Source organism: Fulvivirga marina, assembly GCF_016775155.1.
GTDB lineage: Bacteria > Bacteroidota > Bacteroidia > Cytophagales > Cyclobacteriaceae > Fulvivirga > Fulvivirga marina.
The window spans coordinates 277,016-293,484 of sequence record NZ_JAEUGD010000042.1 but is presented as its reverse complement, the minus strand read 5'-3'; the positions used below and the strand labels follow the sequence as shown (position 1 = coordinate 293,484).

Annotated in this window: 11 protein-coding genes and 1 tRNA gene; 11 read left to right on the top strand and 1 reads right to left on the bottom strand. The window is 34.7% G+C overall.

Annotated features, from left to right (window positions below; genetic code table 11):
• The first annotated feature begins 59 nt into the window (after positions 1-59).
• The 11 genes from JMN32_RS12070 to JMN32_RS12020 all read left to right on the top strand — a co-directional run bounded on the left by JMN32_RS12070 (position 60) and on the right by JMN32_RS12020 (position 16,307).
• Complete coding sequence (locus JMN32_RS12070) at positions 60-2,306, top strand: PAS domain-containing sensor histidine kinase (RefSeq protein ID WP_202856581.1); 2,247 nt, start codon at positions 60-62, stop codon at positions 2,304-2,306.
• A gap of 53 nt (positions 2,307-2,359) precedes the next feature.
• The gene (locus JMN32_RS12065) at positions 2,360-3,883 is read left to right on the top strand and encodes a sensor histidine kinase (RefSeq protein WP_202856580.1); all 1,524 of its coding nucleotides are present in this window, start codon (positions 2,360-2,362) and stop codon (positions 3,881-3,883) included.
• Between the two features lie 478 nt (positions 3,884-4,361).
• Positions 4,362-7,832: a PAS domain S-box protein gene (locus JMN32_RS12060; RefSeq protein ID WP_202856579.1), complete on the top strand. Its 3,471-nt coding sequence runs from the start codon at positions 4,362-4,364 to the stop codon at positions 7,830-7,832.
• A 4-nt stretch (positions 7,833-7,836) separates the two neighbouring features.
• Positions 7,837-8,376, top strand: coding sequence for a chemotaxis protein CheW (locus JMN32_RS12055; protein WP_202856578.1), 540 nt, complete (start codon positions 7,837-7,839; stop codon positions 8,374-8,376).
• A 1-nt stretch (position 8,377) separates the two neighbouring features.
• Positions 8,378-8,833 (top strand): chemotaxis protein CheD, encoded by a 456-nt coding sequence (locus JMN32_RS12050; RefSeq protein ID WP_202856577.1) that lies wholly within the window; start codon positions 8,378-8,380, stop codon positions 8,831-8,833.
• Between the two features lie 4 nt (positions 8,834-8,837).
• Positions 8,838-9,194, top strand: a complete 357-nt coding sequence (locus tag JMN32_RS12045; protein ID WP_202856576.1) for a response regulator — start codon at positions 8,838-8,840, stop codon at positions 9,192-9,194.
• A gap of 11 nt (positions 9,195-9,205) precedes the next feature.
• Positions 9,206-10,240 carry a chemotaxis-specific protein-glutamate methyltransferase CheB gene (gene cheB / locus JMN32_RS12040; RefSeq protein ID WP_202856575.1) on the top strand — a complete coding sequence of 345 codons (1,035 nt, stop codon included), beginning with the start codon at positions 9,206-9,208 and terminating at the stop codon, positions 10,238-10,240.
• A 24-nt stretch (positions 10,241-10,264) separates the two neighbouring features.
• Positions 10,265-12,004: a chemotaxis protein CheA gene (locus JMN32_RS12035; RefSeq protein WP_202856574.1), complete on the top strand. Its 1,740-nt coding sequence runs from the start codon at positions 10,265-10,267 to the stop codon at positions 12,002-12,004.
• Between the two features lie 11 nt (positions 12,005-12,015).
• A complete protein-coding gene (locus tag JMN32_RS12030; protein ID WP_202856573.1) occupies positions 12,016-12,603 on the top strand; it encodes a hypothetical protein in 588 nt (195 codons plus the stop codon).
• A 3-nt stretch (positions 12,604-12,606) separates the two neighbouring features.
• Entirely contained in the window at positions 12,607-15,492 is a 2,886-nt protein-coding gene (locus JMN32_RS12025) for a PAS domain S-box protein (protein ID WP_202856572.1), read from the top strand.
• Complete coding sequence (locus JMN32_RS12020; RefSeq protein WP_202856571.1) at positions 15,489-16,307, top strand: CheR family methyltransferase; 819 nt, start codon at positions 15,489-15,491, stop codon at positions 16,305-16,307. Before JMN32_RS12025 ends, JMN32_RS12020 begins: the two co-directional genes overlap by 4 nt.
• 75 nt (positions 16,308-16,382) lie before the next feature.
• On the opposite strand, the gene JMN32_RS12015 is transcribed toward JMN32_RS12020, so the two are convergent.
• Positions 16,383-16,457 (bottom strand) — tRNA-Pro (locus JMN32_RS12015).
• Between the last annotated feature and the right edge of the window lie 12 nt (positions 16,458-16,469).

Below are 16,469 nucleotides of genomic sequence, written 5' to 3'. Positions count from 1 at the left end.
CACTTACTGTAACTTTCTAATAAGGGTAATACCTTTCAGTTAAATTTCAACAGAGGGGTATGGATGACATCAATTATTCGAAAGTATTGCTAGCTCTGGTTAGCAGTGACGTGACTGATGGTTCTATCGAGAAATATCTGCTAAGAATTGCCGATAGTCTAGTAGACAATTTTAGTGCTGCATTTGTATTGCTTTTTAGAAATCATAATAGCAGCAACAAACAGCTATTTTATTACCAAAATAATGCGCTTAATAATGGTGATATAGATGTTCCTGCAGAAGTACTGCAAGAATTTATAAACCATCAATCTTACATCCATTATGAAAAGGGTGTAATATATATTCTCATAAGAAGTGAAGTTTCATCAGCCGATTACTACGTAATCAAAATAGCTTTTGGTGAAAATCAATTAAATGCACACCATAAACTCATTGCGGAAGTTATTCTTAGCCAAGCGGCAAAAATTTTAATTAATAAAAGAAGGTATAAAACAAAAATAGGGGAATCTTATCCAGGTCTTGCTCCCAACATTTATCCCAAGAATCATTTGTCATTTGAATATGATATTGCTACCGATACCATTTCATGGTCAGAAAATATCAGTAAAGTCAAATTTGGAATCAATTTATTAGAGGTCAATTCTTTAAATGATGTAATTCCCTTTTTAACTCCCAGAGGCCAAGAGGTTGTAAAAAGAAATCTAGATGAAATAATGTCTGTTAAAAAGAGACAGGTATTGAATTTTCCAATTATTGATGGAAATGGTAATGAGCTGAATTTAAAGTGCTTTTTTCAGGTAATTAGTGATTTAAATGACAAGCCCATAAAGGTGGTTGGGGCTTTGCATGATATAACCTACAAAAGTAGAGTGCATGTCAAACTCGAGGAAAGTGAGCTGAAGTTTCAGCACCTCGCTGAAGGGTTAGATGAGGTACTATTTTTAAGAACAAATGAAAAGATATTATATGTAAGTCCTTCCATTAACAACTTACTAGAGGTTAATGCAAATGAATTTAATGGTAAAAATAACATTACTATCGATTTCGTCCACGAAGACGACATAGACTATGTGCAAAAACATAAAGATAAGCACCAAGATGGTCGGTTAAACCTGAAGTATAGAATAGTTACACCGTCAGGTATTATGAAGTGGATTTGGATAAAATCTAGTGCTTTTAAACTTAGAAATAATGAGACAAGATTCATTGGTATAATCACTGATATTACTGAGCAAAAATTATTGGAAGAAAAGCTACTCGAAGAAAAGAATAGAGCAATAAACACCTTGAAAGTCAAGGATAGATTTCTTTCAATGATGAGTCATGAAATAAGAACTCCCATTAGTACAATAATAAGTTTTAATGAAGCCTTACCTGAGCATATCAAGATTCAAATAAACAAAAAATTACTAACTGACTTTTTAGAATCATCACATTACTTAAATAATGTTTTTAATGATATTCTGTTTTACACTGAATTAAGTTCTAATGTTTACCCATTACTGAAATCAAGATTCCTCTTGAGTAAAGTAATTCAAGCAATAAAAACAGAATTTAAAAGTAAGTTTTTAGAAAAGGGTTTAATCCTGGATGTTGAATGTAATGAACATCAAGCTGTAACATTAAAAAGTCACTTCAATTCTATTTATCAAGTTCTTTATTATTTATTGTCAAATTCTTTAAAGTACACCAGCTCCGGAGGGGCTTTTGTTTATTTCGCTCCGGATATTGAAAAATCACTGTTGAAAATCACTTTAGAAGACACTGGAGTTGGTATTCTGGCGGAGAATATAGAAAAGGTATTTAAACCTTTTTTTACAACTAATAACTATTTAGAAAAAACTGAAGGAGGCACAGGACTTGGCCTTGCCATCGTAAAGGAACTGGTCAGTAAACTAAAGGGTGAAATTGAAATTGTTAGTAAGCCAAAACAGGGCACCAAAATATCTCTACATCTTCCTGTAGAAATTGAGCATATAGCTTCGGTAAGATATTTAAGTACCTATAAATCTAATCATGTATTATTTAAGCAAAAGTATATAGATGATAATATCGAGTTTGCTGGCATTAGACTTCTTAAGTATTTAAAAAAATCGAAAATTAGTAATAGTTCGATATTAATTATTGATTGGAGTGGTGCAAATACCAGTGAAGTGTTGGCGGAAAAGGAATGGATTAACACTCATTTCAAGAAGGTAATTGTCATAATAAACTCTTTTTCGGATATCTATTTTGAATTGCCTGAGCATTGGATTATTGAAGAAGACACAGTTCCAAAATATGGACTTGAAAAATTGATTAGTTGACCAAAATGTTACTGAGTCAAAGTCATTGGAATACAAATCATAAACAATGAAAATTGAAAGCTACAAGTAAACATATCTCTGATTTTGATTTATTGAAAAGATCATTTATCCATAAAGTACAAACGGGTTTAGTTTTATCTGATGCCAGAGGAAAAATCATAAAATACAACTTAGAGGCCCTTGAGATATCAAAGAATATCCTTTCTTCCAATGCTTTAATACCGAGAAATATTCCCGACATGCTTGGGGGGAATTCCAAAGAAATAGGTAAAGAGCTAAAGTCTCTGTTTAAGGGAAAAACAGATTATATTGAAAGTGATGTACATGTATTTAATGACAATAATAGCAAATGGTTAAAAATAACAGGCATTTCAGTAAAGTTGAATGTTGCAGACCTGCCATATTTATTCATTTTCACTTTTAAGGACATTACTGAGTTTAAGCGTAAAGAGCAAGAAGTAACCAAGAGAGATTTAATACTTCAATCAATTCACAAAAATCTAAATAATGCGAATTTTCGTGCATATCAGTGTGGTGATATTGTATACGTCAATGATGAAATGCTGGAATTGTTCGGCTATTCCAATGAAGGGGAACTTCTAGAAAATTCTATGTCGGTAATTTTTAATAACACCGAACAAAGCAACAATATCCTTAATCTGATTGACTCAGATGGCATTATCGTTAATGAGTTGATAATGTTTAAGAAAAAGTATGGTCAAGTTTTTGAAGGTATTCTTAGCGGGTCAAAATATGTAGATAATGAAAATAAGAAGTTTATTGATTTCTCCATTATAAGCCTTTCTGACTTAAGCCAAAACAAAATTACTCTTCAACAAAAAAATGCTGAACTAAAACAATTAAATCAAAAGCTTGATAGATTTTTTTATAGTGTATCCCATGATTTAAAGTCACCGCTTACCACAATTTTAGGGTTATGCCAGCTTCTTGATATGGATAGAGAAATTCCTGAGGCTGTATCCGAGTATACACAAATGATAAAGAAAAGTACCAACATACTTAAGGGTATACTTGAGGATACAATTGATCTGGCTCAAAATTCCGGTTCTAAAGTTCAGAGCACAAGAATTGACACTAGAAAATTAATAAAGGAGACCATAGATAAATTGCACCATGAGACAGAATATCAAAACACCAAAATTAGTATTAATTGTCAGGATGATTTTGCCTTCTATTCAGATTCTGAACGGTTGAAAGTTATTATTACCAATGTTATTAAAAATGCAATACTATTCTATGACCCAAATAATGCAATACATACGGTAGAAATTAATAGCCACCATCACCCTGATAGACTATGGTTAGAAATCCGTGATACTGGCATAGGCATTCCAGACAGTCATTTACCTAATATTTTTGACATGTTCTTCAGAGGGACACACCGGTCGAAAGGTTCAGGTATAGGGTTGTATATAGTTAAAGAAACTCTTAATAAACTCAATGGAACTATAACTGTTAATTCAGAAGTAAAAAAGGGTACCATAGTAGAAGTTAATGTCCCTAATGATATAAAAGGACGATTAATTTCAATGAAAGCAAACCTGAAAAATCAATAGATGCGTTACGTATAACTACGTAACGAAATAGTATACATACTCCTTAAAATTTCCATTTCACACTCATTAATTACCGAGTAATCAGGTATTTAATCAGTTCAGGTTTAAGGCTACTTTCAAGTTATATAAAGTGTTGTTTATGAAGACACTTAGAACTCAGGTGCATGCGGAATTTTATAACGGTATAGTGTGTGGTATCAAAAAAGATAGTAGGTATAGAATACAGCCCTAATGATGAATTGGAATGCAGTGAATTCGAAATTAGAATTTGGCTACGCGGTTTAAAGTCCAACCTTGAAGAAGTATTTATACTATGCACGCCCGAACGTCTATATGTGCGTATGTGAGTATGTACGAACAATTAAGGTTTGCGAGTTGCCAAACGCCCACTATCAGGATAAGAAAATTAGCGAAGAATCTGGACATGAATACTGAAAAAACAGCAATAATTCACGGCATCTTAAACTAAAAAAACAGCATGTCAACTGAAAAAAAAATAACTACAGAATCAACTCTTTATCAAAGAATTGGAGGAAAAAAGTTGCTTGAAAAAGCAAGTGAAATTCTATATAAGCAGATAATGGAGGATTCATTATTGACTCCATTCTTTGATGGAATTGACATTGGTGAGCAAAAGCATAAAATGACATCATTCTTGATGTATGCTTTTGGAGCCCCCGTCAAATATACCGGAAAATCATTGGCCGCTGCTCACAAACCCCTGCTTAAGAAAGGACTTAACGAAACGCATTTCAATGCAGTAGCCAATCATTTAACCTCCACACTAGTAACACTAAAAATTGATACGGCTATACAAGAGGAAATTATGGACATAGTTTCCAAAACAAAAAAAGACATTCTCGGGATATCAAACAATACAACTATGGCAAACACCAAATTATCAAAAGAAAATAAGCCTACAAGTAAAAGCAATGATAATGGATCAGTAGAAAAAAATATTGACATAAATCTACAAGGCAAATTGGATGCTATTAATGCTGCCTTTGCATCCATCGAATTTGACCCCAAAGGGATTATAATTGATGCAAATGAGAAATTCTTAAAGATAATGGGCTATGCCAAAAAGGATATTATCAAAAATAACCATAGCATTTTTATTGAAGAAGATTATTCGAAATCAAAGGACTATAAAGCCTTTTGGAACAAACTTAAAAATGGGGAACCTCAAACAGGAAAGTTTAGGCGATTTGGTAAAAACGGAAGAGAGGTTTGGCTTCAAGCATCATACACTCCGGTAAGCAATGAAAAAGGTGAGGTTGTAAAAGTAATAAAAGTGGCCTTTGATGTAACAGCCGAAAAAGCTGAAATTCAAGAAGCTCTAGAATCAGTTAGGTCTCAGGAAGAAGAATTAAGACAAAATCTTGAGGAAATGACCACCACTCAAGAAGAAATGAAACGAGTTCAAATGAGAATTGAACAGACTCTTGAACAAGCTGTTGATGCCATTGTCACAATAGATTCAAACAAATTAATCACATTTTATAATAACTCAGCAGAGCTTTTATTTGGCTATTCAAAAGACGAAGTTATTGGTAAAAATGTCAAAATGATTGTTCCTATTGAACACCGTGATAATCATGACAAGTATATCAGTGACAATATTGAAACCGGAGTTAACAAAGTTGTTGGCTCAGGCCGTGACTTAGAAATGACCAGACGAGACGGTTCCAAATTTTGGGGTAACCTTTCATTAAGTAAAGTTAATGTTGGTGGTGAGCTTCAATACACTGCCTTCATTAAAAATATAACAGATGAGGTTGAGGAAAAGCAGAAGAATATTCAAATTCTTGAACAAGCTGTAGATTCTGTTGTCACCATTAATTCTGATAAAATAATTGAGTTTTTCAACAGTTCTGCAGAAAAAATGTTCGGTTACAGTAGAGAAGAAGTAATTGGTAAAAATGTAAAAATGATTGTTCCCATTGAACACCGTGGTAATCATGACAAGTATATCAGTGACAATATCGAGACTGGAGTGAACAAAGTTGTTGGCTCAGGCCGTGACTTAGAAATGACCAGACGAGATGGTTCTAAATTTTGGGGTAACCTTTCATTAAGTAAGGTTGAATTTAATGGCAAAACTCAATTTACCGCTTTTATTAAAGACATAACTGAAGAGGTTGAAGAGAAGATAAAAAACAGGGAAATTTTAGAGCAGGCATTAGATTCTGTAGTGACAATTAATGAAGACAGACTTGTGACCTTTTTTAATAAGGCCGCAGAGAAAATGTTTGGTTATAGTAGAGATGAGGTCATTGGTCAAAATGTCAAAATGATAGTGCCAGTAGAACATCGTGCGAATCATGACAATTATGTAAAATCCAATTTAGATACAGGAGTGAATAAAGTTGTTGGCCTAGGCCGAGATCTTCAGATGACAAGGAAGGATGGTAGTACTTTTTGGGGAAATCTATCACTTAGTAAAGTAGTTGCAGCAGGAACCACGCAGTACACTGCATTTATAAAAGATATAACTCAAGAACGTGAAGCAAAACTAAAAGCCTCTCAGCTACAAAAGGCCGTTGATACCGGTTGGGGTTTTATCGAATATGATCCTGATGGTACCGTAGTTTCTGCAAATGATAATTTCCTTAAAACCATGGGCTATAGTAATGTCGATGACATTAAAGGAAAACATCATAAAATATTTTGCGATGAGGATTATATATCCTCTTTAGAATATAAATCTTACTGGAAAGCACTTGCTAACGGTGAAGTGCAACAAGGGGAATTTCTTAGAATCAAAAAGGATAGCAGCAAAGTTTGGTTGCAAGCTGCTTACGCTCCTGTTGCCGATGAGAATGGAAATATTGCAAGAATAATAGAAATAGCTACTGACATTTCATTCGTCAAATTCCCAGTAATGGAAGTTAAGGATATCGTTAATAAAATGGCTGAAGGGGATTTGACTACCTCATTTGAAATGAATGCCGATGGATATGTTAGAGAAATGGGAGATGCTCTCAATAAAGCCTTAGAAAACCTGAATGCTCTTTTAAGTACCATAGATGATGGGGCTCAACAAGTAGCAAATTCGGCAGACAGCATGCTGATGCAATGTCAAAGTATGAAGAGCAATACTACAGAGGTTGCCTCTGCAATATCTCAAATGTCTAAAGGTGCGCAAGATCAGGCTTCAAAAACAGATGAGTCATCTAAATTAGCTGAGGAAGTAATGAACTCTGCAGTTGAAATGGAGAGTAAAGCAAATTTAATAAATAAGGCAGCTGAAAATGGACAAGAAAGCTCTGAATTAGGACTTAAAATAATTAAGGAGCTTGTGGATAATATGACAGGAATAAGTTCTTCTGCCGATTTAACAGCCTCTTCAATTAAAGTATTGACGGAACGGGCAGAAGAAATAGCCAGGACGTTAAATGTAATTACTGACATTGCAGCACAGACTAATTTATTAGCTCTTAATGCGGCTATAGAGGCTGCTCGGGCTGGAGATGCCGGGCGTGGATTTGCAGTTGTAGCTGAAGAAATTAGAAAACTGGCTGAAGATTCAAGAAAATCGGCAATTGATATTGAAAAAATCATCAAAGATGTCCAGAAAGACACCTCATCAGCGAGCAAGGCCATTGAAACAATGGAAGTAAGCGTTAAGCATGGCAATACTGCCACTGTAGAAGCTGAAAGCATCTTCCAGCAAATAGCTAAATCAAGTGATGAGACTTTTAGTTATTCATTAGAAATACAGGAAGCTACATCGGGTCAGAAAAAGTCGATAGATACCGTGGTTAAAAACATCGAGCAGATAGTAGTAGTAGCTGAAGAAACAGCTGCTGGCACCCAGGAGGTTGCTAGCAGCTCTCAAGAGCTTGACTCTAGTATGGAAGAAATAGCAGCAGCAAGTGATCAACTATCAGCTGTTGCCGCTGAACTTCAGGCAGGGGTTAATCAATTCACATTAAGAAAACGCTAATAACATGTTAGATCAGGAAAAACATGAAGCGAAAACTGTAGAAACCGAGCAACTGGTCGCTTCTCAGCAATTGATAGTATTTCGACAAGGTGATGAGGAATATGGAATCCATATTGATCAAATCAAGGAAGTGGTATTAACTCCGAATATCACCAAAATGCCACAAACACGAAGTTTTGTAAAAGGCGTAGCAAACATTCGTGGTAATATTATTGGCATTGTTGATCTCGAGGAGAAGTTTGGGTTAAAAGAAGCCACAACAACCGCTGAAGCTAATGAGGCCAATAATTACACATTGGTTATAGAAAGTGAGGATTATAAGGTTGGAATTTTAGTAACAGAAGTGCCCAATACTTTAACTATTAAATCCAGTAATATAGAGCAATCAGTAAATGTTATTCATGACAACAACTTGAATTCAGATTATATCAAGGGCCTTGTCAAATTAGATAATAGACTAATTATTCTAATTGATATTTTCAAAGTGCTCGACGAGCCAGAATTAGAAACCTTAGCCGCTCTTGAAGATGCGAAATCTCAATAACATGAAACAAACACATGTTTTAGGGTTGAGCGAGTGGGCTGTTTCTAATTCTCCTGGCGAAATTATTTGCTTCGGTTTAGGCTCATGTGTTGGTGTGTTCCTCTATGACAAATTCAAAAGAATTGGAGCTGGTGCACACATAATGACACCTTCTGATAAATGTGGCGGCTTCAATATCATTACTGCCATGATCAGTGAAATGCTATTGCTAGGAAGTCAGCCTTTAACCATCAGGGCAAGACTTGTTGGTGGTGCAAATATTTTCAGCATGGAATCTTATTGCATCGGGAAAAGAAATGTCGATTCAGTAAAGAAGGATCTAAAAAAAATGAGGATACTGATAGAATCAGAAGACTTGGGTGGTAATGAGAGTAGAACCGCAAGATTGAATATTTCCACTGGGGAGTTAATAGTTAGTACCCCTCAACAAAAATTTCATAACCATATAAACAATTAATGAAATGAGTAAAAGTGTACTTGTAGTAGATGACTCACTTTATATGCGAACACTTATTAAGGACGCTCTAAGTGAAGGTGGATACTCCATCATTGGAGAAGCTGCCAATGGTGAGGAAGCAATTGACCTAGCCTTCGAATTAATGCCTGATATTATAACACTTGATAACATTTTACCGGATATGATAGGCACCGATATTTTAAAAGTATTCAAAGAAGAGGGCCTTACTTCCAAGGTGATCATGATAAGCGCTGTTGGCCAGGATTCGGTGATATCAGAAGGCATGAGCCTGGGAGCTTTAGACTATATCGTTAAACCCTTTACATCTGAAATTTTACTTGGTGCAGTGGCTAAAGCTTAGATCTGGCGAAGTTGAAAAAAATAAAAACACTGCTAATTGAAGATTCTGGTCTCATGAGAATTATGATATCCGATGCGTTACGTTCTGACCCTGAAATTGAAGTTGTGGGCACTGCAATTAATGGCAAGGAAGGTGCAAAAATGGCAAGGAAACTTCATCCAGACGTGGTAGTAACGGATATGCTTATGCCTGATTTCAACGGGTTGTTTGCCGTGAAAGAAATCATGTCAAACAATCCATTACCTATTATTTTATTAAGCTCTTTAGGTAAAACAACACCTGAAATATTTGACGCACTTAATGCTGGGGCGTTTGATTTTATAGATAAACCACAAACAAAAAACCCGGAAGATTTTAAAAATGAACTCAAAAAACTAAAAGATAAAATCAAGATTGCCTCAGGATTTGATTCCAATGTTCTAAACCATCAGCAGAATAAAGTAAACACGAATAAACATACATTCGATAAAAATTCACTTTACCATATAATAGCGATAGGATCTTCTACAGGTGGTCCCCGTGCAATTGAATTAATAGTTAAACAGCTACCTGAAAACCTAATGGTTCCTGTTGTTATTGTCCAACATATGCCTGAGAGATTCTTGGAATCATTTGCTCATCGCTTGAATACATTGGTTCCTTTAGATATAAGATTAGCCAAAAGAAATGAAGCTCTAAAAAAGGGTACTATCTATATAACACCTGGTACGGACAATTACGAGATTGGGTTAAATGAAAAGGGTGAAGCTTATTTTAGAGTAAGTAAGAAAACTTTTAAAGAATTTAACAACCCCTCAGTGGACTGCATGTTCTTATCGGTTGCTGAAATATATGGTACCAAAGGTATCGGTATCATCCTTACCGGGATGGGTAAAGATGGCAGTCAGGGCCTTCTAAAAATGAAAGAAAAAGGCGGTTTGACCATCGCACAGGAGGGTAAATCATGTGTAGTCAATGGGATGCCTCAGTCTGCAATAGACATTGGTGCAATTGATTATGTGGTCAATCTAAATGAAATACCAGGATTTGTTATGAGCTGCTTTTAATATGAAGTCTAAACATAAATAGTCATGTCTAAAGAAGAAGAATATAAGGAAATATTTTTAGCTGAAGCTCTTGAGAATTATGAGGAGTTGAATAGACTATTGACACAACTGGAGAAGAGCCCTGGCGATAAAAAAACCATTAATGCAATATTTAGAATTACACATACATTAAAAGGTAATGCAGCAGGAATGGGGTTTAAAAATGTGTCGGATTTTTCCCACATTTTAGAAGATCTTTTTGGTGAAGCAAGAGAAGGTAAATTGGTGCTTGAAGATTCAATTTTCACCACATTATTTAAAGCTTTAGACACCCTTGGAAAGTTAATAAATGCCATTAAAGATAATAAAGCTGTAAAATTTAGAGGGATAAAGACGAAAATGGAAGTCCTTTTAAGGACTACAAAAAATGAAGCATTAGCTAAATCTTCAGGAGAAGAAAAAAGTGTAGAAGATAATGTTTCACCAGCTAATGATACATCGGTTGAAGAAGATTCTATTTTTGATCCGTTAGATGAAGAACCTGAGAATGATAATTCAAAAATAAGCTTTTCAGACCTCGTTCAAGTTCCAGTGAGAAAGCTGGATAATCTTCTCAATCTGGTTGAAGAATTGGTAATTGAAAGAGACAGAATAATTGCCTCTAATTCTGGAGTAGTAAAGACTAATGAATACACACGTCTCAATAGAATATCTTCAGATCTCCAATATTCTGTAATGGATGTTAGGTTAGTTCAGGTTGGCTTTTTGTTTAATAAATTCCATAGAGTAGTTAGAGATGCGGCTAATCTTGAGAAAAAGAAAGTGGGACTAGTGCTTAAAGGTACAGAAACTGAAATTGATAGAAATATTCTCCAGATAATAAGTGATTCTCTCATTCATCTGATCAGAAATTCAGTTGGCCATGGGATTGAAAAACCTGAAATACGAAAGAAAAATAATAAAAAAGAAGAGGGAGTAATTACTCTAAGTGCTCGTAGTGAAAGTGATGCTGTGATAATTGAGATAATTGATGACGGAGCGGGTATTGACATTGACGCAGCTAGAAAGAAAGCCATCAAACAGGGTCTTATTTCTCCAGATGATGCCAATCAATTATCCGATAATGAAATGGTTCAGATAATTTTCGAACCTGGTTTTAGTACCATGAATCAAGTGACAGCCATATCAGGCAGAGGAGTTGGAATGGATGTTGTCAAAAAAGCATTAGATTCAATTGGTGGAAATATATCGGTAGATACTAAAAAAGGCATTGGCACTACTTTCTCTTTAAGACTACCATCTTCAATGGCTGTAAAAGGCACATTGCTATTTGAATTAGATAGCGAAACATTTGCGATACCCCTATCTTATACTAAAGCAGTAGTATCACTTTATAAACCAGATATTCATAAAGTTGCTAACGGACTTGTTTCCACCTATCTCGGTAACATAATATCAATTGTTTTTCTGAAAGATATACTCGACCTAACTGTTTACCGACCTAACAGTTTGCATAAAAGCTTTAATGAAGTCCACCCTGAGAAGAAGCTTGATATTGTTATTGTGTCATATAATAATCGCACAATTGGGCTTGTTGTTGACAAACTTCTACAACAAAAGGAGATTGTTGAAAAGCCATTAATGCGGCCATTTGATAAAGTTAAGCTAATAAGTGGAGTCACAATAATGGGAAATGGGCACGTATGTCTAGTTCTAAATGTTGCGGAAATCAGCAACCTGATCTTCTCAAGAAATTTCTCAACTAAAAATGCTTTGTCCATTTAAATTCCTGGCTGATGATAACGATAACCGAAAAAGAACAATTATTAATGAGTGAAATCATTTCAAAAGGCTACCGAAATGCCGCAGTATCCTTTTCTAAGCTTACAGGACAGCAAGTAATGATTGAAGTAGCCCATGTTGAATTATGCTCAGATCATAATTATTTACTAAAGAAATATAATCACCAGGATAACCTTACTATTCTTCAGACTGAAATAATAGGTCAATTAAGTGGAGTTAGCTATTTGATTTTTAATGAAAAAGAGAAAATCACTATTTCTCAAATGAGTCTTGCTTCATTTGGTTCAAATTCAACCTTAGATGAAAATATTATACTATTAGAAATCGATAACATCATTTCAGCAGCTGTAATAACTGAGCTCTCCAACATGCTCAATTTAAGGATCTATGGAGATGTTCCAGCGTTACTGAAATTTGATAATATGACCGATTTCCACAACTCACTTAAATTGGAAGATGAAGGTCATTATGTTCTAACAAATTCTACATTCCTATTCGCAAATCACAAAATGATATCACCCATTTTTCTTTGGAAGATGGACAAACGCATACTTGAAATAGTCAATGACTTAGACAACTAGGATATGAAAAAATTCAAGCTTCTAGGAAGAAAAGTACTCGTTCTGATAATAGCGATTGTGTTATCTACCTGTATATCGGCTGCATCGCTACATATATTAAATAATACACTTGTTTCCACTGTATTTTTGGCAATAAGTCTTTTAGCCACACTTTGGTTAGTGAATGAAATCGCAAATAAACTTATAAATCTCAAGGAATTCTCAGCCCAGATTGACAGTGGGGTAATTCCTGTTCAAAAGGTATCAGAGTCTTTTTCTCAGATAACTTTTCACATCCAATCAATGCATTTCAAAATGCAGGAAGTTATTGATTTTGTTAAATCACTCGGTAATGAAACCTTTCAGTTTAAACACCTCGATGTAAATGGTCCCATTGGTTCTACACTGGTAGCCCTGTCAGAGAATCAAATCAAAATAAATGAGGAGGAAAAAAGAAGAAGTTGGCAAAATGAGGGGTTGGCAAAATTTAGTGAGCTATTAAGAACAGATGATAAAGACTTAAAGGAATTAAGCTTTATCATCCTTAGTAATATGGTAAAATACGTTGGGGTAAATCAGGGCGCTTTTTTTGTTCAGTATGAAGAAGAGAATGAGCGATTTTTCGAGCTATCTGCTTGCTATGCCTATGACAGAAAGAAATTTATAGAAAATAGAATTAAAGAGGGGCAAGGGTTGATAGGTCAGGTAATGCTTGAAAAAGAAATTATCTTCCTCACAGATATTCCTGATGATTATATCAATATTACATCTGGTTTAGGAGAGGCAACTCCCAATAATATTATTATTGTACCACTTTTAGTAAATGATATTTGCTACGGAGCAATTGAATTAGCTTCATTCGAAATATTACCTCCCTATAAAGTAGAATTTTTAAAAGAAGTAGCTGAAGTAGTAGCCTCTACAGTTTCTTCGGCTAAAATAAACCAACATACAAAGAATCTTCTTGCTAAGTCTCAGCAAATGTCTGAAGAGTTGAGATCTCAGGAAGAGGAAATGAGGCATCATATGGAGAAGCTTCAATCTACTCAAGAAGAGCTCCAAAGGGGCAAGATTGAAATTGATGGACTTTTTTCAGCTATTAATAGCTCACAAGGTCTTGTTGAGTTTGACACAAAGGGCAACATCATAACTGCGAATGAAAGCATTAATAATATTATTGGCCTTAGTACTGATGAATTAAGAAATAGATCAAGCTTATTACTTCCTAATCATATTGAAAATCTCTGGGCTTCAGTGGAAGGAGGTGAAAACTATGAGTGTGAGCTTGAAATCAAATCAAAGTCAGGTAAAGTAGTTTGGCTAAATGCCAACTATTCAGGAGTAAAGGATGCTTCAGGAAACCTATCCAAAATTTTAGTTCTCTTACTTAACATTACTGCAAGAAAGGAAAAAGAAAAGGAATTCGAACGGTTATCCCTGGTAGCAGATAACACCAATAATTCAGTAATTATAACCAATGCTGAAGGACTTGTGGAATATGTAAATCCTGGTTTCACAAGATTAACTAAGTATACTCTGGATGATATGTTTGGGAAGAAGCCAGGTGACGTCTTACAAGGGAAAAATACTGATAAGGACACATTAGCAAGAATTAGAAAAAAACTTGAATCTGAAGAATCTTTATATGAAGAAATCTTAAACTATGATAAAGAGGGAAATTCCTATTGGGTGTCTATGGCTATAAACCCTGTAAAAAATGAAAATGGAGAAGTAGATAAATACATCTCAGTTCAGGCCGATATTACCGAAACAAAAATCTCAGCACTAGATTATAAAAATAAGTTAGAAGCTATTAACAGATCAAATGCCGTTATAGAATTTGATATAAACGGGAACATCATAGAGGTAAATGATAATTTTCTAAAGATAGTTAATTACAAAAGGGAAGAATTAATAGGCAAACATCATGAAATTCTGATCCCTAAAGAAGATATCAACTCTCCTGAGTACAAACAATTGTGGGCAGACCTTAAATCCGGAAAGTTTATAAATCGAGAATTTCGGAGGATCAATCGTGATAAAGAGGAAATATGGATGAGAGGTGTCTACAACCCTTTGCTTGATATTGAGGGAAAGACCGTGAAAATAATAAAATACGCCACAGATGTAACAAAAGAAAAGGAGCTGCATATCCAAACTGAAAATCAAAGAAAGGAGTTAAGCAGTCATTTAGAAACACTGAATAAAACTATAGCCATTCTAGAGTTTGATAAAGACGCTAAAATTATAAATGCTAACAAGGTATATCTGGATATCTCCGGATATGATTTAAGTGACCTACTAGGTAAAGGGTATGAGGTTTTGCTAACAAGTGAGGAGAGCAAAAAGCCACAAAATGAAATGATGTGGAGTAACCTTATGGAAGGCCATTTTTTTACAGGCCAATTTAAACAGCAATCCAAAGAAGGTAAAAATTTATGGCTACTAGGAACATTTAATCCGGTGATGTCTACAAATGGTGAAATTGAAAGCTTTAAAATGTTTGCCCAATTTAATACACTGGAAAAGGAAAGAGAAATAAATAATACTCAGTTGTTAGGGGCTTTTAAAAATACTGTACCGGTAATAGAATTAACCCCTGAAGGCAAATGCGCTAAGGCAAATCAAATATTTCATAATGATTTTGGAATATCAAAACTTGAATTACGTAACCGCCCTATAAGTGATTTTTTCAAGACAGATTTCAGTGTTGCTCATATGAACAACATAGTTAAAAAAAATGAAAGGGATCAGGTAGTGGAAGATATAATATCACATGTATCTCAGGAAGGTAATATTAGAATATTTAGGGCTGTCTTCCATCCCATAAAGAATTCAGGTAATGACATCACCAGAATACTTATGATACTTATTGATAAAGAGATGATTGTAAAAATAGCCGCCAAATGATAGATATATCTGATGAAGAAATCAATTCTTTAACTGCAGCCATCATGCAGAGGCATGGCGTTGATTTTACTTGTTATGAACCTAAATCTCTGAAGCGAAGAATAATCAGGGCATTATCAGTATTTAAATTAAACTCTATTCATGAGCTGTGGGTTAAGATTCTTAAAGAAAAAGAGTTTGTAAGTCCTTTTGTTAATGAATTATCAGTGGGCTTAACAGCAATGTTCAGAGACCCTGGTTTTTGGATAAGACTAAAAGATATATTGCCAACATTGATTGGAGATAAAAAAAGTATATCAATATGGCATGCAGGCTGTTCTACAGGAGAAGAAGTTTTTTCACTAAATATTTTAACTCGTGAAATTGGACTTGAAGGCAGGTTGCGATCTCTGGCCTCTGATATGAATTCTGATGCATTAAAAAGCGCACAAGAAGGAAAGTATCATTTGTTAAAACTTCAAGATTATGATCATAATTATTTAAAATATGCAGGTCAGGGTTCATTAGAAAAATATTATGAACAACAAGGTAAAGTAGGAGCAATGGATTTATCTTTAATTAGAGATGTCAAATTCAAAGTGAGCAATCTGATTACTGATCAAAATCATGAAAAGTATGATATTATATTCTGTAGGAATGTTATGATCTACTTTGATAGTGGAGCCAAGAAGTTAGTACTTAATAAATTTTATGACTGTTTAAACACAGGAGGATTGTTAATCATAGGCTTTTTTGATGCTCTTGTGCCAATTATAGACAAAGAACGCTTTGAATTTTATGACCTAAACCAAAGAATATTTAGAAGAATAAATTAACCATTCAAACTTAGTTCTCTGTATTGTTAGAAAATAAAAAAGCAGAACCTTCTTCAGATTCTGCTTTAATTTCTGTCGGGATGACTGGATTCGAACCAGCGGCCCCCACGTCCCTAACGTGGTGCGCTAACCGGACTGCGCCACATCCCGAAACCGGACCGC

Excerpts from the sequence above, each read along its gene's own strand:
- JMN32_RS12055 (WP_202856578.1), top strand. The coding sequence starts at position 7,837 with ATGTTAGATCAGGAAAAACATGAAGCGAAAACTGTAGAAACCGAGCAA.
- JMN32_RS12025 (WP_202856572.1), top strand. The coding sequence starts at position 12,607 with ATGAAAAAATTCAAGCTTCTAGGAAGAAAAGTACTCGTTCTGATAATA.
- JMN32_RS12050 (WP_202856577.1), top strand. The coding sequence starts at position 8,378 with ATGAAACAAACACATGTTTTAGGGTTGAGCGAGTGGGCTGTTTCTAAT.
- JMN32_RS12020 (WP_202856571.1), top strand. The coding sequence starts at position 15,489 with ATGATAGATATATCTGATGAAGAAATCAATTCTTTAACTGCAGCCATC.
- JMN32_RS12045 (WP_202856576.1), top strand. The coding sequence starts at position 8,838 with ATGAGTAAAAGTGTACTTGTAGTAGATGACTCACTTTATATGCGAACA.
- JMN32_RS12030 (WP_202856573.1), top strand. The coding sequence starts at position 12,016 with ATGATAACGATAACCGAAAAAGAACAATTATTAATGAGTGAAATCATT.
- JMN32_RS12060 (WP_202856579.1), top strand. The coding sequence starts at position 4,362 with ATGTCAACTGAAAAAAAAATAACTACAGAATCAACTCTTTATCAAAGA.
- JMN32_RS12035 (WP_202856574.1), top strand. The coding sequence starts at position 10,265 with ATGTCTAAAGAAGAAGAATATAAGGAAATATTTTTAGCTGAAGCTCTT.
- JMN32_RS12070 (WP_202856581.1), top strand. The coding sequence starts at position 60 with ATGGATGACATCAATTATTCGAAAGTATTGCTAGCTCTGGTTAGCAGT.